Origin of the sequence: Croceivirga thetidis (assembly GCF_012272815.1) — a bacterium.
In the GTDB taxonomy this organism is placed as follows: domain Bacteria; phylum Bacteroidota; class Bacteroidia; order Flavobacteriales; family Flavobacteriaceae; genus Croceivirga; species Croceivirga thetidis.
The window spans coordinates 499,532-522,155 of the sequence record NZ_JAAWWL010000001.1 but is presented as its reverse complement, the minus strand read 5'-3'; the positions used below and the strand labels follow the sequence as shown (position 1 = coordinate 522,155).

General features: G+C 40.1%; 15 protein-coding genes. 2 read left to right on the top strand and 13 right to left on the bottom strand.

Annotated features, from left to right (window positions below):
* Positions 1–2: 2 nt before the first annotated feature.
* The 9 genes from HCU67_RS02275 to HCU67_RS02235 all read right to left on the bottom strand — a co-directional run bounded on the left by HCU67_RS02275 (position 3) and on the right by HCU67_RS02235 (position 14,390).
* A complete protein-coding gene (locus HCU67_RS02275) occupies positions 3–704 on the bottom strand; it encodes a phytanoyl-CoA dioxygenase family protein (protein ID WP_168550987.1) in 702 nt (233 codons plus the stop codon).
* Between the two features lie 9 nt (positions 705–713).
* Positions 714–1,814: a glycoside hydrolase family 26 protein gene (locus HCU67_RS02270; RefSeq protein WP_210423601.1), complete on the bottom strand. Its 1,101-nt coding sequence runs from the start codon at positions 1,812–1,814 to the stop codon at positions 714–716.
* Positions 1,815–1,824: 10 nt separating this feature from the next.
* A complete protein-coding gene (locus HCU67_RS02265) occupies positions 1,825–3,411 on the bottom strand; it encodes a glycoside hydrolase family 43 protein (protein ID WP_168550986.1) in 1,587 nt (528 codons plus the stop codon).
* Positions 3,412–4,956 carry a sugar porter family MFS transporter gene (locus HCU67_RS02260; RefSeq protein WP_168550985.1) on the bottom strand — a complete coding sequence of 515 codons (1,545 nt, stop codon included), beginning with the start codon at positions 4,954–4,956 and terminating at the stop codon, positions 3,412–3,414. It lies immediately after the preceding gene.
* 14 nt (positions 4,957–4,970) lie between these two features.
* Complete coding sequence (locus tag HCU67_RS02255; protein WP_168550984.1) at positions 4,971–6,587, bottom strand: sodium:solute symporter family transporter; 1,617 nt, start codon at positions 6,585–6,587, stop codon at positions 4,971–4,973.
* Between the two features lie 4 nt (positions 6,588–6,591).
* Positions 6,592–7,920 carry a xylose isomerase gene (xylA, locus tag HCU67_RS02250; protein WP_168550983.1) on the bottom strand — a complete coding sequence of 443 codons (1,329 nt, stop codon included), beginning with the start codon at positions 7,918–7,920 and terminating at the stop codon, positions 6,592–6,594.
* Positions 7,921–7,924: 4 nt separating this feature from the next.
* Positions 7,925–9,406 (bottom strand): xylulokinase, encoded by a 1,482-nt coding sequence (locus HCU67_RS02245; RefSeq protein WP_168550982.1) that lies wholly within the window; start codon positions 9,404–9,406, stop codon positions 7,925–7,927.
* Positions 9,407–9,736: 330 nt separating this feature from the next.
* Positions 9,737–11,332, bottom strand: a complete 1,596-nt coding sequence (locus HCU67_RS02240; protein ID WP_168550981.1) for a RagB/SusD family nutrient uptake outer membrane protein — start codon at positions 11,330–11,332, stop codon at positions 9,737–9,739.
* A 7-nt stretch (positions 11,333–11,339) separates the two neighbouring features.
* On the bottom strand, positions 11,340–14,390 hold the full coding sequence (locus HCU67_RS02235) for a SusC/RagA family TonB-linked outer membrane protein (RefSeq protein WP_168550980.1): 3,051 nt from the start codon (positions 14,388–14,390) through the stop codon (positions 11,340–11,342).
* A gap of 389 nt (positions 14,391–14,779) precedes the next feature.
* Between HCU67_RS02235 and HCU67_RS02230 the strand changes: the two genes are divergently transcribed.
* Positions 14,780–15,736 (top strand): ROK family protein, encoded by a 957-nt coding sequence (locus HCU67_RS02230; protein ID WP_168550979.1) that lies wholly within the window; start codon positions 14,780–14,782, stop codon positions 15,734–15,736.
* Between the two features lie 119 nt (positions 15,737–15,855).
* On the opposite strand, the gene hutG is transcribed toward HCU67_RS02230, so the two are convergent.
* Genes hutG through hutH form a run of 4 tightly spaced genes read right to left on the bottom strand, consistent with a single transcriptional unit; the run spans position 15,856 to position 21,626 of the window.
* A complete protein-coding gene (gene hutG / locus HCU67_RS02225; protein ID WP_168550978.1) occupies positions 15,856–16,806 on the bottom strand; it encodes a formimidoylglutamase in 951 nt (316 codons plus the stop codon).
* A 3-nt stretch (positions 16,807–16,809) separates the two neighbouring features.
* Entirely contained in the window at positions 16,810–18,810 is a 2,001-nt protein-coding gene (gene hutU, locus HCU67_RS02220; protein WP_168552027.1) for a urocanate hydratase, read from the bottom strand.
* Between the two features lie 19 nt (positions 18,811–18,829).
* Complete coding sequence (gene hutI / locus HCU67_RS02215) at positions 18,830–20,059, bottom strand: imidazolonepropionase (RefSeq protein WP_168550977.1); 1,230 nt, start codon at positions 20,057–20,059, stop codon at positions 18,830–18,832.
* A gap of 1 nt (position 20,060) precedes the next feature.
* Complete coding sequence (gene hutH, locus HCU67_RS02210; RefSeq protein ID WP_168550976.1) at positions 20,061–21,626, bottom strand: histidine ammonia-lyase; 1,566 nt, start codon at positions 21,624–21,626, stop codon at positions 20,061–20,063.
* A 70-nt stretch (positions 21,627–21,696) separates the two neighbouring features.
* Between hutH and HCU67_RS02205 the strand changes: the two genes are divergently transcribed.
* Positions 21,697–22,593, top strand: coding sequence for a LysR family transcriptional regulator (locus tag HCU67_RS02205; RefSeq protein ID WP_168550975.1), 897 nt, complete (start codon positions 21,697–21,699; stop codon positions 22,591–22,593).
* Positions 22,594–22,624: the final 31 nt, after the last annotated feature.

Sequence of the window (22,624 nt, the reverse complement as noted above, 5' to 3'; positions counted from 1 at the left end):
TTTTAGACTCGTTCTTCTATGACCTCTGAAGTCGAAAACTTATACTTCATATTTCGGTAAACACAGATGTCTGTGATATCTTCTGGCGTCCCTTTCGGAACCGCTCTAAAATTGCTAGAAACCCTATCTGATTTGACTGGTTTGACCCGATGGAAACAGTGACCATGAAGAAACACAACAGTTCCTTTTTTTGGTTGAAAAACAAGTTGACCCTCAATCTCATCGTGCGGGTTGCCCACTGGTAAAATACCTGCTTTATGCGCTTCGGGCATGATAACGATTTCACCGCCAGTTTCATCTGTAATGTCGTGGGTATATACCAGTCGATTTAGGTTATATTTTTTTGGGTCATCTGGCGGACAATCTTGATGCCAAGCTTGCCCTTTACTTCCTGCTTTTGAGAACATCATCATGCAGTAGAGATTTTCCCAGCCTTCTTTTAAGATGGCGTCTGTTATTTCGTTGAATTCAGGATGTCTATCAATACCGTCAAAACCACCATCGCTTTCACGATAAGGAAACCATGGAATTACTTCTACGGCTGATTTTGAAATGAACTCATTGGTATGTTCCCAATTTTGGTTTAAACCGTAGTGTTTTAATATTTTATTATTGTACTCATCCATCAACTCATCTGAAAAGAATTTTTCAAAGATGATATAGCCTTGGTCCCAAAAAGTTTGCGAGATTTTTTTATAGTCCATTTTTCGTTTTTATTGGTTGTTGTACAACTTATTGTATAAATCATCTGAAGATAGAATGAAGGGCGGCTTTGACGTTCGTTCCATCCATTTTTTACTTATTGAATCACTCAATTGAAGCCGGGCATCAATACCTTTAAAGGTTGGGTTTTCGAACCACATGGGGTGTGAATCCCAATGGCAGTTGATGTAGTGTACTGCCTTAATTACGTCAGCGTTTTCCTCTATAGCCTTGAAATAGGGTAAAAACCATTTTTCCCAGGCTTCTTCAGCTTGTTCTGGATTGCTTAATTGGGTTTCTTTGGTCTCACCATAAAGTTTACCGAAATAGTCTGAAATTGTTGGGGTTGCTTCAGCAATAAAAACTGGTTTCCCTTTTTTTCTGGCGAATTCGAACATTTCTATTTCCTTCCATCGATTAAAAAAGGAGGTTGCACACCAGTCGACATAGTCATCACCGGGATACCAGCCTTCTAATTGTTCTTGTCCTGAAATAAAACCTACTGATTGCCATACATAAGCCGTGTTTTCCACACCTTGGGCACGCAACTTATCTACAATTCTTCTGTAAGCGGCAATTGTCGGTTCACGGTCATAATGATTCCAAGGGTCGCCATCAAACTCGTACGCAATTCGAAGAAATACCGGTCGCTTGCCCAATGATTTTAAAAACACTCCTAAACTGTCAATAAATTGATCATGGGTTCCATCAGCTACTTTTTCTTCATGGTTCACGAATTGTAGCCCAATAGCAAGAGCCATATTCTCGTAGTCTTTGTCATTGTGTTGTAGCATGGCATTGTAATCGTTATCGCCCCAATCGTGCGTTTCCCAAAGGCCATCCAAACCTTGCTGAATTCTACCAAAGGAATTCTCCCCTGGATTTATATTGGAATAGCTGGTCCAGCCCGCTGGTCTAGGAAAATGGTCTAGATAACCATCGGTGTAACCTTCTACAGCACCCACAGCTTCCAATTCCTGGCCGACAAAAAGTAGTACTCCTTCTCTAGGTTCAAATTTTGCCAATGGCCTTTTTTGAGTTTCTTTAGGCTCAAATTTTTGCATGCAACTGGCTAAAGTAATCCCTAGGATTACCAATAAAATTCTGTTCATTTTTTGTTGATTAGATTATACTTTTATACTCAAACCATTTAAAGTCAGCATGTTTGTTGCTAGTTGCCAAATCTTGGCAACAAATCCCTACAAAACAACCCGTAAAGGCAGCGCGATACTGTTGTCCGCCATCTCTTACATAATCATCTGATAAAATACTGGCGTCAAGTTTATTCCCCAATGGGATAAATTCTTCCCCATCTAGGGAGTAGAAAAAATGGAGTTCATCCCGATTCATTTCACCTTTAATAACAATGGAATTTGATTGGGTGACATCAACCAATTCATCTTGAAATGACATTTCGGAGTTGTTGGCGGTTACGACTGATAACCATTTTTTACTACCATCATAATTTCCAGAGATATGGGCATAGTGATAGTGTCCGGTGTTGTAATAGAACACCAAACCTGCCATTTGCTGGAAATTTTCGGGTTTGAATTCAATTTCGGTACTTGCCTCCATATGAAAGTTCTGAACCCTTCGGGCCAAAAGACTTTGACTATGTAAAGAAGTAAGCGATTCCCGACCGTACAATCGTAAAAATCCTTCTCGGGCATTAAGGGAACACCAATCTTCCGTAATAGGAATTCTTAATGATTGAAATTCGATGGGCAATGAGTCTGGACTAAATTCAATTCTATCTTTTGTCTTTGGTTTTTGTACTTCCTCTAAGTCAGGGACTTCAATAAATTGCCTCGCAACTCGCCCTTCTTTAAGCCAGGGCCAATCATCTTTCCATACCACTTCTTCCATCGCTGTTTCCCTTCCTAGGGTACATCGACCATTTGTTTCAAGGGGTCTCCCGCTAAGGAAAACTGCTAGCCAATCCCCATTTCTGGTTTCAACCAAATCCCCATGACCGGTTTTCTGCAAATAATTTTCGGGTTTCTCACTAGCTGAAACAAAAGGATGTTCAGGATGGAACTCATAGGGTCCTGTGATTACTTTACTTCTCGCTATACTCATGGCATGGCCATAATCTGTACCACCTTCAGCCATAATTAAATAGAAGTATCCCTTTTTTTCATACAGGTGCGGGCCTTCGGTTTTTCCCAATTCAGAGCCCTTGCTGAGGTAATGAACATCACCGACTACTTTTTTTTGAATTGGGTCGTATTCCTGCATTTCAATTCCGCCAAAGAATTTACCACCACGATGGTCAACCAACATATTCAAAAACCATTTTTTCCCGTTTGATTGGTGAAATAGAGAACCATCAAAACCACGGGAATTCATGTAAATTGGTTCACTCCAATCTCCTCGAATATCATTGGTGGTAACCAAGTAATTTGGGGTGTCTTTCCAAACCCCATCAAATGATTTCACGTTGGAATACACCAGATAAAAAGTTCCGTTGTCGTATGAAAGGCATGGCGCCCAAACCCCACACGAATCTGGAACTCCTTTCATATCCAGTTGAGAAATTCTAGTGAGTGGTCGGGCAATTAATTCCCAATTTACAAGGTCTTTAGAGTGATGAATCTGAACTCCCGGGAACCATTCAAATGTTGAGGTAGCAATGTAATAATCATCTTCTACTCGAATAATCGATGGGTCAGGGTTAAAGCCTTTTAAAATTGGGTTTTCAATTGTCATTTATGTAATTAATTCGCTTTCCAGTTCCTCCAAGGATTTCCCTTTGGTTTCTGGTAAAATTTTCAAGAATAAAAAGAAGCCTGCCAATGCTATAAATCCAAAAATGAAGAAGGTGGTAGCATTCCCGAGATTTGAAAGTTCCCAAGGAAATACCTGTTGTACCAACCAACTGGCAAAAGAGTTTACGAAACCAATCACCCCAATGGCCAATCCCCGATATTTATTCGGATACATCTCAGAAAGCATTACCCACATCACAGGGCCTAACGAAAAACCAAAGCATGCTATAAACACTAAGATTCCTATAAGAATCAATGTACTGTTCATATTTGCCGCTGCCTCTAATATTGCACCTTCATTTTTGGCATATACTTGGCTTCCCAAAGCTTGTTTCATATCATTTTTAAAGGCAACATCATTGTCATAGACCTTTCCCTCAAAACCAGATAAATTTTCAACCAATGATGCATCCAAAGCGGACATTTTTTCAGTGGAAAGCTCATAGGTTGCTTGTTTAAATCCATAACCACAAATAAGCATGCTCAAGGCGATTCCTCCGATACCAATTAACAACAATGGTCTGCGCCCCATTCTATCAATTAATAGCATAGCTACTATCGTAAATACTACTGTTGTCATACTTAATAAAACCCCAGAGGCGAAGGCAGCATTCGTGCCAATACCAGTTTGTTTAAATATGGAAGTAGCATAAAAATAGATGGCGTTTATCCCTGTTATCTGTTGTAGAATACCGATGGTCAAACCAACTAAGAAGATGAAACGTAAAGCGGGTTTAACCAGTTCCTTAAGGTTTACTTTTTCCTTATTACTTTGTTTCTGAATACTTTCTTGAATAGACTTTGCTTCTTCTTCAGCCCTTGTTTTGCTATGGAGGCTTTTTAAGATTTCGATGGCCTCATTTACTTTTTGTTTTAAGAATAGCCATCTCGGACTTCTCGGTACAAAAAACATCAAAATGAAATAGAGGACTGCTGGTATCATTTCCAAGCCCAGCATCCAACGCCAAACAGTTTCATCGGTTAAAAAACTATCTCCTGAAGTATTGAGTTCATTCAGATAATAATTACATAAAAAGGCTGCAAAGAAACCTAGAACTATATTTAATTGTTGCATGGAGACCAACTTACCGCGATTCTCTGCACTGGAGATTTCGGCGATGTAGGTTGGTGCAAGAATCAATGCTGCCCCAAAAGCAACACCTCCGAGCATACGGGCGATCCATAGCATATTATATCCTACTGCATAGGCTGAAAGCAAGGCTGAAAGGGCATAAAGAAAAGCTACAACAATTAAAATCTTCTTTCTACCATAAAAATCACTGAGACGACCTGATATCAGCATCGCTAACATTGCTGAGAAAGATGGTGAACTTACGACCCATCCTGTTTGAATATCATTGAGGTCAAATTCTGGTCCTGCGTAGGCCATGACCCCTGAAATGATACCAGCATCAAAGCCAAATAAGAAACCGCCCAATGAGACGACGAAAGCAATAAACCAAGTTCTTCTAGTTGTATTTTCCATGATCAGTTATTTGTTTACCCCGTAAAATAGGTTAATACTGAGATTACTACAACTATTAAAACAACAGACAGCACTATATCTATGGTAGAAATACTGTGTTTATTCATTGCTTTTTCTTCAGGGCTAAGTGTTCCAACGGCGAGCCCTTTAATGGCAATATAATCTGGTGGGTTCGTCGCCAAACTCACAGAAATACAAATAAATACTGAAAATAGGAACATAAAAATGGCCATGTGGGCAAAGTTTATGGTGGCAAAAGTTAAAAGGATACCAGACAAATCGGTTTGGTAGATTTCGGCTAATATTCGAAGTGCCGCCACCACAAGACCAGAAAAGAGTGTGACTATCGCTGCCTTTGAATTAACTCGCTTCCATAGAATTCCCAACAGGAATACGGCGGTGATGGGCGGGGCGATATAAGACTGTACACTTTGAAGGTATTGGTACAACACACCACCACCAATCTTGTTCATGATAGGAATCCATATGATACCTAAAATCACCACAATTGAAGTAGCCAGTTTGCCAATATTCACCAATCTTTTTTCCGGTGTTTTAGGTCTTAATTTTTTATAAATATCAATTGTAAAAATGGTTGAGCACGAATTGAATACCGAAGCCAAAGAGCTCATCAATGCCGCCATCAAGCCACCAGCAACAAGACCTTTTAAGCCTACAGGTAATAAAGTTTTTACCAAAACTGGAAATACTTCATCGCTCTTTTCATAGGTCAACACCCCTTGTTGTGAAAGTGCAAAAGCAATAATACCTGGTATCAGAAAAATAAAGATTGGAAGCAACTTTAAGTAGGCACCAAAAATGGCACCTCGCCGGCCAATTTTAATATTGTTAGCCGCCAGTGTCCGCTGTACAATATATTGGTCGGTACACCAATACCAAACACCGACTATCGTTCCGCCAATTAACATACCCGTCCATGGAAAATCAGGGTCAGAAATTGGACGCCACATATTAAAATGTTCACTCCCCGCGGCTTCTCGAAGGGCTGACCAACCGCCAACCTCCTGTAATCCCAAATAAGTGATAACTATAGAGCCTGCAATTAAAATTACCGTCTGCAGGGTTTCCGTATAGATTACCGCTTTCATTCCCCCGACAACCGTATATATACCTGTAAAAATTACGATGCCTATTGCCCCGTACCAAAAGGGAATGCCCAATAATTCTGAAACAACGATTCCTCCAGCATAGATGGTCACAGAAACCTTTGTAATTACATAGGCCGTTAAGGTAAATACCGATAAAAACCAACGTGATCTTGCATCAAATCGCTTTTCTAGGAATTCGGGCATCGTAAAGGCCTTACTTCTAAAGTAAAATGGGAGAAAGAGCCAACCCAACAATAGCACAATCCAGGCGTGCAGTTCATAGTGCGCCATCGGCATTCCCGATTCAGCCCCTGTGCCTGCAAGCCCTACTACGTGTTCCGAACCTATATTGGATGCAAAAATGGATGCACCAATAACAAACCATCCCACATTTCTACCGGCAAGAAAGTAGTCTGCGGTGTCTTTATTCTTTTGGAGAACGACCCAAACTGCAACGCCAATTAATGCTGCTAAATAAGCCCCTAAGACCCACCAATCCGCTGATTCCAATATCGATTCCACCGGATTATATGTGCTGATTTAAAATGTTCTCGTACAATTCTTGCTTACCACTTATTTGTGGTGGCTCGCCGCCAACTTTGGCGTATTCAAACAAATCGGTCAATGACAGTGAACCTCTTACATAATCTAGACCTTTACCAGAAGTAAATGAAGCATAACGTTCATCCAAAAGATTTTCGTAGTTGGAATTGTTCAAAACCGAATCTGCAACCAACAATCCTCTAGCGAAAGTGTCAGCACCTCCAATATGGGCATAGAAAAGGTCTTCTAAATCGGTCGAATTTCTACGGGTTTTTGCATCAAAGTTCACTCCACCGCCTTGCAGTCCTCCTGCCTTCAAAAAGACCAACATTGCCTCGGCAGTTTCCAAGACATTATTCGGAAATTGGTCTGTATCCCATCCGTTTTGGTAATCTCCTCGGTTTGCATCTATACTTCCCAGCATACCCGCATCAGCAGATACCTGTAATTCGTGTTGAAAGGTGTGTTGCGCCAATGTAGCATGGTTAACTTCAATATTGAGTTTGAAATCTTTCTCTAGACCTTGTTCCCTAATAAAGTTAATAGAGGTTGCCGCATCAAAATCATACTGATGCTTTGAGGGTTCCATAGGTTTTGGTTCGATAAAGAAGGTTCCCTTAAATCCTTGTTTTCTAGCATAATCCCTGGCCATTCTCATTAATCGGCCAATGTTATCCTGCTCCAATTTCATATTGGTGTTCAAAAGCGACATATATCCTTCACGACCACCCCAGAAAACATAATTCTCTCCATTAAGTTCCATTGTGGCGTCTAAGGCAATTTTGATTTGTGCACCAGCCCTTGCAACGACATCAAAATTTGGATTAGATCCGGCACCATTCATATATCTTGCATTTGAAAAGAGGTTGGCCGTTCCCCAAAGTAATTTAACTCCTGAGGCATTCATTTTCTCCTTTAAATAAGATGTGGTCTGTTGCACTCTGTTTTCAAATTCTACCAACGAAGTTCCTGGTTCATCTACGATATCAACATCATGAAAACAGTAATAGTCAAATCCCATCTTGGTAGAAAATTCAAAAGCTGCGTCAGCTTTTTCCCTTGCGGCTGCAATTGGGTCATTATTCGTTGCCCAAGGGAACTCTTTTGTGCCAGGGCCAAAAGGATCACCGCCGGTTCCACATAGTGTGTGCCAGTAGGCCATGGCGAACTTAAAATGCTCGCGCATGGTTTTGCCGGCAATAACTTGTTCAGGATTATAAAATTTAAAAGCCAATGGATTATCAGAATCCTTTCCTTCAAATTTTATCTCACCAATACCTTTAAAATATTCCTTGTCACCGATTAATGCCATTATTTTAAGAATTTAAGATTAGTTGTAGTTCCGTTTTCCAGTTTTGATATGCTTCTTCATAAGCGGTTTTGTCTTTTAAGGGCATAAAGGTCATCACATGATTATTACTCATAAATGATGAGAATTTCTCATAATCCTTATCCTTCAAAATACACGCTCTGGCTGCGCCTATCGCACCAGTTGTATTATAAATTTCTATTTCTTGTTGTATTAAAGTTGCAACGGTATTTGCAAAAATTTCAGATCTAAAAAGATTGTCGTTTCCGGCTCGAATTACAGTGGGGGAGATTCCGTCTTTTTGCATGATTTCGAATCCATAAACAAATGAAAACGCAATTCCTTCTAACGCGGCACGACACAAATGTCCCTTATGATGACGATTCAAATCTAAATTCGCAATGCGCGTACCTACATCTTTGTTTAAAAGCATTCGTTCAGCACCGTTACCAAAAGGAATTAAACAAACGCCATCTGAACCGATTTCAATTTGCGATGCCTCTTGGTTCATTTCATCATAATTTGAAACTGCGAGGTTATTCATGAGCCATCGGTATTGAATGCCCGCTCCATTGATACATAACAGCTTTCCAATATTTTTTGAACCGCCCTTTTGGTAATTTACGTGGGCAAAATTGTTCACCCGGGCACATTCTTTTGCAGAGAGATTATCGGTGATGGCATACATCACCCCCGAAGTTCCTCCAGTTGCTGCCACTTCCCCAGGATTGAAGACATTTAAAGAAAGGGCGTTATTAGGTTGGTCTCCTGCCCTGTAGAGGATAGGGGTACCTTCTTTTAAGCCACTTTCTTGTTCGCCTTGTTTTGAAACCACTGACTGAATTGCAAATGTGTCAGTAATATCTGGTACAAGATTTTTTGAGATACCGTAATAATCAAGCAATTCAGTGGCTAAATCATCTTCCTTAAAATTCCAAAAGATGCCTTCGGACAATCCTGAAAGTGTGGTGTTGATTTGATTTGAAAATTTATAGGCCACGTAATCACCTGGAAGCATAAATTTGCTTGCTTTAGAAAACAACTCAGGTTCATTTTCTTTTACCCACTTTAATTTTGATGCTGTGAAGTTTGCAGGTGAGTTCAATAAGTTGGTGTCACAAAACTCCTTACCAATCGCTTCATAAGCAGCATTTCCTATTTCGACTGCTCGGCTGTCACACCAGATGATTGATTTTCTTAAAAGCTTACCTTCATCATCAACCAATACCAAACCATGCATTTGATAAGCGATACCCACACCAATGATGTCCTCTTTTGAAATCGCATATTGTTTTTTTATTCTGTCAATTCCGGTACAAATACAGCGCCACCAATCTTCTGGTTCTTGTTCAGCCCATCCCTTATTTAAGGCAAACATTGACATTTCTTCATCGGGCTCCTGAACCACACCTAAACTTTTGCCAGTGGTACTTTCGACCAAGGCTATTTTGATTGAAGAACTCCCTATGTCAATTCCTAGATAGTACATTATTGATGTGATTCGCTATACTCTCAAATTTAGAGAATGATGCTAGAGATTTTCGTTTTTTTTCGTGAATGAGTAAAATTGATTGATTTTTTGATATTTAAATTGCAGCTATTTTTATTTATAAACATCAGTATACTAGTTCGTTAAACGAAAAATTGTGCTTTCGAAATATTTCGAAAAGGTTTTCGTAATTATTAAAAAAAAAGAGTAATTACCTACGATACTTTTTCTTGTAAAGAACTACATGCTCATTAATTGAGGGGATGCCATTTGGCATCCCCTACAATTTAGATGAAGTCATCTTATTTAACTAAACAAACAAATTCTCAATTAATACCCAGGATTTTGATCCAATAATGGGTTTGCTTCAATTTCTGAAAGGGGTATCGGTAGTAATTCATCCCTTCCACTGGTGAAATTTTTAAATGAAAGGGTAGTTGCCGCATCGCCCCATCTTACCAAATCAGAGAATCGATTCCATCCTTCAGTGGCCAATTCTTTTCTTCGCTCAAGTTTTAAGGTCGCAAGGCTTAAGGTTTCAGCTGGCGCTGTACCAGCATAAGCACGGTTTCGAACCATATCAAAGGCTTGTTGGCCAGACATTGCTGTTGCCCCACTAGCAAAAAGACTGGCTTCGGCATGCATTAGGAGAACTTCCGCATATCGAAATACTTTTTCATTTAAATCATTCTGACTCAATTGTGTTATTGAGATTTGGCCAATATTGTACTTGCGCATAGATGCTCGGGATACCCATGAATTATCGTTCACTAACCAAAAGAAATTATAGATATCGGTTCCAATCCATTGACTTTCATTGCCTTCTTCCCCAAAGACTACTGTTCCATCCGGATTAAAAACAAGACAATCACATGTCTGAGGTCCGTTTTCAAGAATGGATTCAGGAGTTATAAAAGTGGCGTCCTTTCTGGAATCAATATCGTCGTAAAGTGCAATTAATTCAGGTCTTGGCACACTATTACCGAAAGAACCGTTATTATTAAATATATAGCCAAACATTTGATAGGAAGAAGAGCCTTCCGCCGAAGTGCCCACTGATTCGAAATACCCATTATTCACATTTGACAAGTAGCCAATTTCGAAAATGGATTCGATTCCATATTCATTAGTGACCGTAAAATTATCAGCGAAATTGGGCTCTAAAGAATATTCACCACTATTGATTATAGCATTGGTTTGGGTCAAAACTTCTGCATACTCACCTAAAGTCAGATGAACCTTTGCCAACAAAGTTCTTGCAGCTCCGGCGGTTGCCCTTCCTTCTGGAGTTTCGTTTCTTCCCAATAAGTTCGGAATCGCCTCATTTAAATCATTTTTTACTTGATTGTAAACTTCGCCACTGTTCGTCCTACCGGTCAGTTCAACTTCACTTACATCAGTGGGATTTTCAGTTATCAATGGAACACCACCGAAGTGCCTTACAAGTTCAAAATAATAGAATGCACGGAGGAATTTGGCTTCAGCAATAATCAGGTCTTTATTACCGGCATCAGAATCTTCAAGACTTTGAATAACATTATTTGACCTTGATACGCCAGTGAATAATTTTTGCCATAATGCTGCTACATTGGTATTGTTCGGCTGCATTAAACTTAAATCATCCAATAGAAGTCCAGGTTGCCAGAAGGTGGCCCATTGCGAAACCATGTCATCAGCCCGAATTCCTTGCCACATAACGGGGTAGATATGTTTGGCATTTCCTTCATTCACACCAAGGTTTTGCCATTGCAATGGGTCGTACGCAGCCGCAATAAAAGCTTCTGCTGCTTCTGAAGTCAACCCATCTTCTCGTAAAACGGTTTCAGAGCCTACATCCAATAATTCATCTTGGTCGCATGAGACCAATGGCATCGCGAGCATGGCGATGAGTGCTAATACGTTGATTTTTCTATATATAGTTTTCATTGCTTTTTTAGAATTGAAGTTGGAATCCGAATAAAATGGTCTTTGGTGCAGGATAGAATCCTCGGTCAATACCAATATCCAAGGAATTGGCTGCATTTTGCTGTCCTATTTCCGGGTCAGCACCATCGTAATCCGTAATAACAAAAAGGTTCTCACCTGTTAAATAGAATCTAGCTCGACTCAAGCCTATATTGGAAATAAATTTGTCTGGAATTGAATATCCAAGAGTAATCGTTCGAAGTCTCAAAAACGAACCATCTTTCACATAAAAATCGGAAACCTCACCAAGTGTGGCACTTTCATTGACATTGCCAAGAACATTGATAATGCCATTGTTTAAGTAGGAAGCAGGTCTATTAGAAAATGCAAAGTCATTTCTAACCGTTGCGTCAAAGATGTCGTTTCCTTGCGATCCATAGAAGAACGTACTGAAATCGAAACCTTTGTAGTTGGCCCCAAAATTAAATCCATATGTAAAGTCGGGTAGTGGATTACCAATGATTTGGCGATCGTCAGCATTAATGGTTCCGTCACCGTTGAGATCCTCAAAAATTAACTCGCCATCTGAATCAACTCCGTTTGATTTAAATCCAAAAAAGCTAGCTATCGACTCTCCTTCAGATGTTGCTGAGACAGGGCTTGCAAAGACCAAGGTAGTTCCAGAAGTTAAAGCACTTAACCCACCCAAATCTTTTACTTCATTGTCATTGAATGCAATGTTGAAATTTGCATTCCAGCCGAATCCGCTGCCGTACTTTTTGCGGTAAGAAATCAAAGCTTCAAAACCAGAGTTTTTTACCTCACCCACATTTTGGGCGGCTAGGGGAATACCAATTGCTGTCGACCCTCCAACATTTAGCAAAATGTCATTTGTGGTGTTGGTATAATAATCAAGGGTTATACCCAGGGAGTTGTTCAAAAGGTTTGCGTCCAAACCAATATTGGCCTGGGTAGTTTCTTCCCATTTAATGTCTTGATTTGGAAGCACATTTTGGTTAAGGCCAACAATGAACTGGTTGCTGATGACACTACCGGAATTGGCAGAAAAAGTGGCCCTATATTGGTCATCAGCAATATTATCGACACCACTAATACCCCAACTTCCCCTAATCTTGAATAAATCGAATAGGTTATTTCCGAACCAATCTTCTTCAGATAAAACCCAACCAGCAGACAACGAAGGAAAATATCCTGTGCGATTACCTGGACCAAATTTGCTTGATGCATCTGCCCTGAGTGAAGCAGAAAAAAGATATTTTTCTTTGTAATTGTATAATGCTCTTCCGAAATAAGCAATCAACCTTTCTTTGGTGCTGAAATCTGGAAAAGGCGTGATGATGTTAGTTTGGTCACCAACTTGTGCGAAGTTGGCGTCACCGAAATTGTTGACCAATAGCCCTTGCGCTTGTCGAGAAAAAGTTTCGAATTTTCTTTCGTAAAAAGATGTGCCAACAATCATCTCTAAATTGTGGGCATCTGGCAAACCATCGAATTTATGGGTAAGGGTCGCATCAATTTGAGACCAACGACTATTTGATTGGGTTTCGTCTAACTGATTTGTCCCAGTTCCTAAAGAAGCAACGCCATTAGGAACTGTATCTCCTCTAAAATCAAATGCCTCTTGAAAACTCTTGGTATTTGTCAAGTTTTCAAAATAACTGGCCCCAAGATTAAACGTTAGGTCGCTCATGATGTTCCATGAGGCTCCAATATTGAAAAGTTTAATATCTGAAATATCCTCTATTGTTGAATATTCAATCGGGATTATGGGATTAAATGGGCCATTAATTTTTGGTATTGCAATACCATTCACATCAGCTGGTCCATTTTGAGCACTGACATCAAATGGATTACCGGCATCATCAAGAACCGGAAAAAGCGGTAACAGTGATGCAAGTTGGTTGAATGGATTACCGGCTCCCACAGTATCATCATTCTCTCCTGGCAACCTTTGTCTTGTATTCCTGATTAAGTTCGCCCCGATATTTAGATTGACATTTTTGACAACTTCCGTACCGAAGTTTAGGTTTAGTGTTTTTCGTTCAAATCCGGATTTGCCAGCATCACCCCCAATAAGACCTTGTTGGTCGAAAATACTTCCGGATACCAAAAAGTTGGATTTTTCCCCACCGCCTTGAACGGAAGCATTTAAGAATGATTTTGGTGAACTGTTATCGTACAGCACATCATACCAATTGGTGTTTGGTAACCTTGGAATGTCAGCTGCTGCTATTGTATTTCCCCCAACTCGGGTTTGGTATTGGTTGTAATACTCAACATATTGCGAGGTATTCATTAAATCGGGGGTATTCACGCGATCTTGAAAACCTGTATAACCATCAATTGATACCGTTATTTTATCAGTATTTCTTCTTCCTTTTTTAGTTTCCACCAAAACAACTCCATTGGCAGCTCTTGCTCCGTAAATGGCTGAAGCAGCAGCATCTTTAAGTGTTGATATGGATTGAATATCCGATGGATTTACAAAATCAATATTGGGTACCTGAATTCCGTCAACTAGAAATAGCGGTTGTGAATTTCCCGGTGTGGCGGTTCCTCTTAATCGAATAGTCAAAGGAGAGCCTGGGGCCCCTGAATTTTGAACAACGACAATACCTGGTGCGGTTCCTTGTAGCGCGGATTCTGGCCTTGCCACTGGTAAGGCTGCAATCCGATTAGATGAAATTGTATTGACCGCCTGTGAAACGGTTCTTTTGTTTTGGGTTTGACCATAACCAATGATCACAACTTCATCAAGGCTTTGTGAATCAGTCTCCAGAATTATATTGAATTGCGTATTACCGTTAAGTGTAATTTCTTGAGAAGAATAACCAATGTAGCTAACCACTAGGGTAGCATTGGAATTAGATAGGTCCAATACAAAATTTCCGTCAAAATCGGTTTGAGTTCCATTCGTAGTGCCTTTTTCAACAATACTAGCACCAGGTAAGGGTCCAGTATCATCTGAAACCTTACCTGAAATCGTTTGAGCGACTGAATTAGCGGATATGAAAAACGCTAGAATCACCCCACATCTTTTAAGAAAATGTGACATCATAAGATTAGTTTTTACAGTTAATTTTTTAAGTTCAGTTGTGTGCTAAATCGTACGTTAAAAGCTGTTTAAAGGTATTTTCGTAATTCAGTGAAAAACCAATTTTTAACAGTGGATAGGAGGAAGATTCAAAGAATGACTTTAACGTAAAAGTATTAGTTAATAAATTTTTAAGTAATTGATATACAGTTAAATAATAATAAATTGTACTTTATTTAAAGGTTTCCCGAAAACGTTTTCGTAAAAAGTTTCGTAAAACAGTAAAGTAATGGGGTCCTGTTGTGTTTTTTTGACTATTTCTTTATGGTTCTGAAGAAACTATTACCCCAAAAAAAATCCCTTTTTCAAGGGTTCATAAAAGTGTATCTTTAATAAAACATAAGACTTTTCGTATGGATTTAGTAGTCGGCATTGATATAGGAGGTACCAAGACTAAAATTGGTTTGGTCGACGGCCATGGAAACTGTTTGGACCAGACTTTTTTCAGAACTCGTGAATATCCTGATTTAGGTGAATATCAGGATCAAATTAAAACCAATGTAGATGAATTGTTGTCAAAATTGGATTTTACTCCAACTATCCTTGGTTGCGGTATTGGTGCCCCCAACGCCTCTAGTAAAAGAGGGACGATAGAAAACGCCGCTAATCTTGCTTGGAAAGGTACTGTTCCTTTTTTAGAAAAGTTTAAAGAAAAATGGAATGTTCCAATGCGCATAATGAACGATGCCAGCGCTGCGGCCTTAGGGGAATTATTATTTGGGCGTGGTAAGGAAATGACGGACTTTATTGCAATTACCCTAGGTACCGGGTTTGGAGCGGGTATTGTTGCCAATGGTCATTTGATTGACGGTTACGACGGTTTTGCCGGAGAACTGGGGCATGTAGATATGACGATTGGAGATGGACGATTAACCGGACTTGGAATAGCAGGTGGCTTGGAGGCTTATGTATCTGCAACAGGCTTGAAGAGAACAATTTTATACATGCAGAGCCAATATTTAGATGAGAGTCGTTTTCGCTCAATTGCCTACAATGATCTACATGGTGAAGAAATTACCCAAGCTGCGGAAGAAGGAGATGAAATAGCAATTAAGGCCTTTGACTATACGGCAAAGATTATGGCGCAAGCCCTGGCAAATTTTACCGCTTTCACCCAGCCCGAAGCTTTTATTCTAATGGGAGGACTTGTAAATAGTGGCAAGTGGATTTTGGATCCCCTTGAAAGATATCTAAATCAATTCTTACTTAAGGTCTATCGCGGAAAAGTAAAAATTTTAGAGTCAGGGATGGAAGGAAAAACAGCGGCCATTTGTGGAGCAGCTGCCCTAATTTGGGAAGAACATCGTTGAATATAATTCTTTATTTATCTTTGCAACGTTGTGTTGGATTCCGAAAATGTTCGGAATCGTGTTACACCGAAAGGTGATAACCAATGAAAGGCTTTCCAATATGGGAGGCTTTTTTTCATTTAGGGCATTATGCGATGGATAATGTGATGAACCAATGAAGCAGCCAACTTTGCAGTTTGATGGTCACTATCGTAAACAGGATTCATTTCGGCAATATCCACACTGATTAACTTTTCTGAACTTATAATGGTATCCAAGCACTCCAAAACGATATCAGGAGCAAAACCCATTGGAGATGCGGCGCTGCTGCCTGGAGCATAAGCAGAAGAAAAGCCGTCCATATCAATGGTGACATACACATGATTAACCTTTTTCAAGAAAGCTTTTATCCAAGTTTTGATTTCATTCATGAACTCTATTCGAAAGGTGTTTTGCATAACATAAGTTACATCTAATGATGCTGCGGTTTCAAATAGCTTTTTATCGTTTGCATCCTTTCGAATGCCCAGGCAGAGGTAATGAAATGGTTCATTTTCATTGGCTATTTGATAAAATGGTGTGCCGGAATTACTTCCGAAACTGTCATCCCTTAAATCAAAGTGTGCATCAAAATTTATAATGCCAATACTTGGTAATTTATTTGAAGATAGCAGGTGTTGCTTTATTCCATTGTAGTGCCCGTATGCTACATCATGGCCTCCTCCCAAAACAATAGGGAAAGTGCCTTTGTCCAGTAAACTACCTATTGTTTTTGAGAGAAGCTCTTGGCAAGCTTCCATATTACCATCGTCACATTGAATGTCGCCAAAATCATAAACCTTTTGTGATTCAGACAGATGATTTGGCATTTTGCCCAGCATTTTTCTTATGCTATTAGGACCATTTGCGGCCCCGACCCGTCCTTGATTTCTGCGCACACCCTCATCACAGGCGTAACCCAGAATTGAAAAATGCCTTCCTGCTGGAGTTTGTTCAGGAGTTAAAAGCTCAATTTTTTCATGAAGGTACAATTGGTCTCCCGATGTCCTTCCAATCCAATTCTCAGATGTTGCTTTTAGGTAGTTTGCCATTGATTAATTAATATGCTGCAAGATGGAATCTTGAACAATGTTGGGTAGGGTTACACGAAGGTTAGGACTTCTTTTCATTTCCCTTTTGATTGCAAAGATGGCTTCTTCGTTGCGGGCCCAACCTCTTCGGGCAATGCCATTGTTAACATCATAAAACAACATGTTTTCCAATTTCTTCGAAGCTTCATCCGAACCGTCCAATACCATTCCAAAACCACCATTGATGACTTCCCCCCATCCTACGCCACCGCCGTTATGAATGGAAACCCAAGTGGCACCTCTAAAACTATCACCAATAACATTTTGAATAGCCATGTCTGACGTAAACTTACTTCCGTCATAAATATTGCTCGTTTCTCGATAAGGTGAATCAGTTCCGCTGACATCGTGATGATCACGACCTAAAACTATCGGGGCGCTTAGCACTCCTCTTGCAATTGCTTTATTGAACTCCTGGGCGATTTTTATTCGGCCTTCGGAATCTGCATAGAGAATTCTTGCTTGTGAGCCTACGACTAAATTGTTGTTATCTGCCTCTTCAATCCAAGTAATATTATCTTGCATTTGTTGCTGAATTTCGGCAGGTGCATTTGCTTTTATTTCTTTCAGAACTTTTAAAGCGATGGCATCTGTTTTTTGTAAATCCTCTTTTTTGCCAGAGGTGCAGACCCAACGAAATGGGCCAAAACCGTAATCAAAACACATCGGCCCCAATATGTCTTGAACATATGAGGGATACTTAAAGTCAATTTTATTTTCGGCCATGACATTCGCGCCGGCCCTCGAAGATTCCAATAAGAAGGCGTTCCCGTAATCGAAAAAATAGGTTCCCTTAGAAGTATGCTTATTGATTGCGTTTATTTGACGGCGTAATGATTCTTCTACTTTTGATTTAAACAAATCCGGATTTTGAACCATCATTTCATTGGACTCATCATAACTTAAACCAACGGGATAATACCCACCGGCCCATGGATTGTGCAGTGAAGTCTGATCCGATCCCAAATGCACAAAAATGTTTTCTTCTAAAAAGCGTTCCCAGACTTCAACGATATTTCCCAAATAAGCAATTGAAACGACCTCTTTGTTGGTTACAGCGGTTCCTACCCGAACGACAAGACCATCTAACTCTTCGATTAACTCATCTACCCAGCCCTGTTCATGGCGTTTTCTGGCGGCACTTGGATTTACCTCGGCACACACGGTAATACATTTGGCAATATTTCCTGCTTTTGGTTGGGCTCCGCTCATTCCCCCGAGTCCTGCCGTCAAGAAGATTTTTCCATGTGTCGACTCATGGGGTTTTAAGACCTTTCTAAAGGCATTCATTACAGTGATGGTAGTACCGTGAACAATGCCTTGAGGTCCTATGTACATGTAGGAGCCGGCAGTCATTTGACCATATTGGGTTACCCCTAAGGCATTGAACCTCTCCCAATCGTCTGGTTTGGAATAATTGGGAATCATCATCCCATTGGTAACAACTACCCTAGGCGCTTCTATTGTCGAAGGGAATAATCCCATTGGATGCCCTGAATATAAGTGCAATGTCTGTTCTTCAGACATTTCTGAAAGGTATTTCATGGTCAACAGGTACTGGGCCCAATTTTGAAAAACGGCCCCGTTACCGCCATATGTAATTAGCTCATTAGGATGTTGTGCAACGGCGGGATCGAGGTTGTTTTGTATCATCAGCATGATTGCCGCAGCTGCTTTGGTCTTGGCGGGATATTCGGAAATAGGTCTGGCATACATTCTATATTCCGGTTTAAATCGATACATGTAGATGCGTCCGAATTCATTAAGCTCCTGATAAAATTCCTCAGCTAATATTCCATGCCAATCTGAAGGAAAATAGCGCAACGCATTTCTTAAAGCCAATTTTTTTTCTTCCAAGGTTAAAATGTCCTTCCGCTTTGGAGCTGGATTTCCGCTTCGATGAAAGGACTTTGGCTCAGGTAGATTGGCAGGAATACCCTGAGTAATTTGCAGTTTAAAATCCATAGATGTAGCTATTGACATATCAAAATACTTTTTTACCGTTTTTGTAAACCATACTGGGCAATAGTTGCCCTTGGTGATAGGTGATTTCTTGGTAGTTGTTCGTTGGGAAAAGACAGAAATCGGCGAGTTTCCGTTTCGATAATTCACCGCGGTCATTCATATTAAGGGCTTTGGCAGCACGTGCGGTAATTCCAGCTAAAACTTCAGCGTTGCTCAACTTTTGGAATGTTCCTAAAAGTGAAGCTTGCGTAATTAAATTTCCCATTGGAGCTGAACCTGGATTATGATCACTGGCAATAGCCAAACAAGCACCAGAATCCAATAACTTTCTAGCAGGGCTAAACTCACAGCCCAAACCAATAGAAGCTCCAGGAAGCGCCACTGCCACCGTATTGCTTTTCGCAAGAAGTTCAATTTCCAAATCTCCACTTGCTTCGAGATGGTCGGCACTGACCGCGCCAAAATCTACAGCAACTTGACTTCCTCCTGTAGAAAACTGATCTGCGTGAACTGTTATGTCTAGACCCAAGGCTTTGCCCGCTTTAAAATAAGGCTCGATTTGATATGCTGTAAAGGCACTTTCTTCAATAAAGGCATCAATCCGGTTCGTCAATTTCTCGGAAAGGAGAATGGGAAAAAGGTTTTCGGTGATTTCACTTAAGTACTCTTGTGGTTTGCCAGACCAGTCTTTTGGTATCATATGTGCTGCCAAGCATGTTGCAATTAGATCTTGTGGGGTGGTGTTATTGGCCTTTTTTATGGCCCGCAACATTTTGAGTTCTTCAGCTACAGTTAAACCATAACCACTTTTTACTTCAATCGTCGTTGTTCCCTGACTTAAATGGGTCTTGGCCCTTTCAACAATCCCATCAACTAAAGAATTATCCGTTTCCTTGCGTGTTTTGGTTACGGTATCCCATATTCCACCGCCGGCTTTGGCAATATCTAAATAGGATTTTCCGGCATTGCGCATGGCATAATCATTGGCTCTTGAGCCTCCAAAACAAATATGGGTATGTGCATCGATAAAGCCAGGTAGACAAACAGTTTCTTCTTCAACCCTTTCTATCCTATATGCCACTTTTTTAAGTTCTGAAAATTTTCCAATTTCAGAAATGCGTCCATTTGAAATGAGAAGCCCCCCTTGTTCGATTACTAGCAATTTTTCATCGGATATTGCTCCTTTCAGAGGTAATCCAGACAAAGGTAAAAGTTGGGTAAATGGACCAATGAGAAGTTTTTCTTCCATATTAAAGGGTATCAAATTCGTTGCGAAAAGGTGTACTCCAAGCTATGTTTTTTTCTTGCATAACACCATCAATTAATTGAGGAATAGTACCCGACCTGATAATCCCAATAGCGATTTCAATATCGTCTGCAAAAACTCGGTCAGATTCGGCAAATGTGACTTTTGTTCTCAGGTATTTATGTACTTCATCCAATAAAACCCCAGACTTTAAAGGCCTTCTGAACTCGAAAGCCTGGGCAGCGGTCAATAGTTCAATGGCCAAAATCTTTTCTAGATTCCCAACTATTTGCAATGCCTTTCGTCCGCTGATTGATCCCATGCTCACATGGTCTTCCTGGCCCATCGAAGTTGGTATACTGTCAGCACTAGCAGGAAAACACAAGCTCTTATTTTCACTGGCCAGCGCGGCAGATGTATATTGTAGAATCATGTAACCTGAGTTTATACCAGTGTCTTGCATTAAGAGTTGAGGTAAACCATGACCGCCTTCAAGAGCAAGATAAATTCTACGATCTGAAATATTGCCCAATTCTGATGTAGCTAAAGCGGCGTAGTCTAGTGCCATGGCCAGAGGCTGACCATGAAAATTACCGCCACTAATGGCGTTGTTTTCATCTAAAATAATGGGATTGTCAGTAACCGAATTCAGTTCTATTTCAACAAGTTCCTTAAGATGCAACCAAGTGTTTCTAGAGGCTCCATGTACTTGTGGAATACATCGTAACGAATACGGGTCTTGAACCCTGTCACAATCAATATGGTCCTCTAAAATCTCTGACCCCTTCAATAAGGTTCGAATGCGTCCTGCAACGTGCTGGTTTCCCTTGAACGGACGTAAGAGATGTAGTTTTTCATGAAATGGACTCAATGATCCCTGTAGTCCTTCAAGCATCATTGCCCCAATAATATCCGCTTGTTTCAAGCAGTTTTGTAGTCTGTCCAATACCAAAATACTGTGAGCCAAAATAAACTGTGTGCCGTTGATAAGTGCCAGCCCTTCTTTAGGCCCTAAGTCAAGAGAACGTACTCCTAGCTCTTGAAACAGTTCGCTTGTAGCAACTATTTTTCCTTTAAACTGAACTTTACCGAGTCCTATTAATGGCAAAAAGAGGTGTGACAGCGGCGCCAAATCACCAGAGGCCCCGACGGAACCCTGGGAGGGTACTACCGGAATAATGTCTTGGTTGATATGCCAGATTATTCGTTCCAAAGTTTCAATTCTCACTCCGGAATGCCCCTTGGCCAGCGCATGAACTTTGGTAATCAACATTAGCTTGGCAATTTGGGTATTGATGGGTTCGCCAACTCCAACACTATGACTTTGTAAAATGTTCCGCTGTAGTATTTTGGTTTCGTCAGCAGAAATTGAAGTAGTGCAGAGTGGACCAAAGCCCGTATTAATGCCGTATACCGGTTCGCCGCGTTCGACCATTCGGTGAACATGGGTTGCACTCTCCTTTACTTTATCTATTGTTTTTTTTGAAAGTTTGGCCTTAAGCGTCTTGTTTGAAATTGCAAGAGCCTTTGCAGCAGTCAATGTTTCTTCTCCGTATAAAAAATCGTTCATGACCAGGATTTATCCTATTCATAAAATTATGAGGTACATTTGATAGTTGCCAATACTTATTTATTAAGATATGATAAGTCAAGATTATCAAATTGAATTACGGCATTATCGTTATTTTCTTGCTGTAGCCGAAGAACTTCACTTTAGAAAGGCTGCTGAAAAATTATTTATTTCACAACCTGGCTTAAGTACCCAGATTAAACAAATGGAAGAACTTTTGGGTGTTGAACTTTTTACTCGGAACAAAAAGAAAGTTCAGCTTACAGCAGCTGGAGAATATTTAAAAGAGGAAGCTGAGTTCATTTTAAATCACTTGCAACAGACCCGAAAACAGACTATGTTAATCGGTTCTGGCGCCCTTGGAGAAATTCGTATAGGTTTTTTGGGATCTGCCATGCAAAATGTGGTTCCTGATTTGTTGGTTCGATTGCAGCAAAAGTACCCTGACATTCATACTAGTTTGGAAGAATTGTCAAATCAGGCACAGTTAAATTTATTACTAAAAGATAAGTTGGATTTGGCATTTGTAAGGGTTGGAAGAATGCCTACTGGCTTGGAAAGAAGAACAGTGGTTGAAGACACATTCTCCCTTGTTTTACCTGAAGACTATCCTTTGGAAGCCCAAAATTTCAAAAGAATGTCCCGGGTACAAGATGAAAATTTCATTCTATTTTCTAAAGAATACAGTCCAGAATACTTTAATACCGTAATGGGTATCTGTGAAGATGCAGGATTTACTCCAAAAGTGAACCATAAATCTGTTCATGCGCTGACCATTTTCAGATTGGTTGAAAAGGGGATGGGTTTGGCCATAATACCAACTTCCTTGACACACGGATTTGATATGAAGGTAAAGTTCATTGAACTTAAAAAAATTGAACAACGAGCTTTACTTTCAGTAGCTTGGAAAAAAGATAATAGAAATCCAGTTTTACAACATTGTTTAAATCTTCTTTTGAAGGAATAAATTTTTGAGTTCAATTTATCTTTGAAAAAAA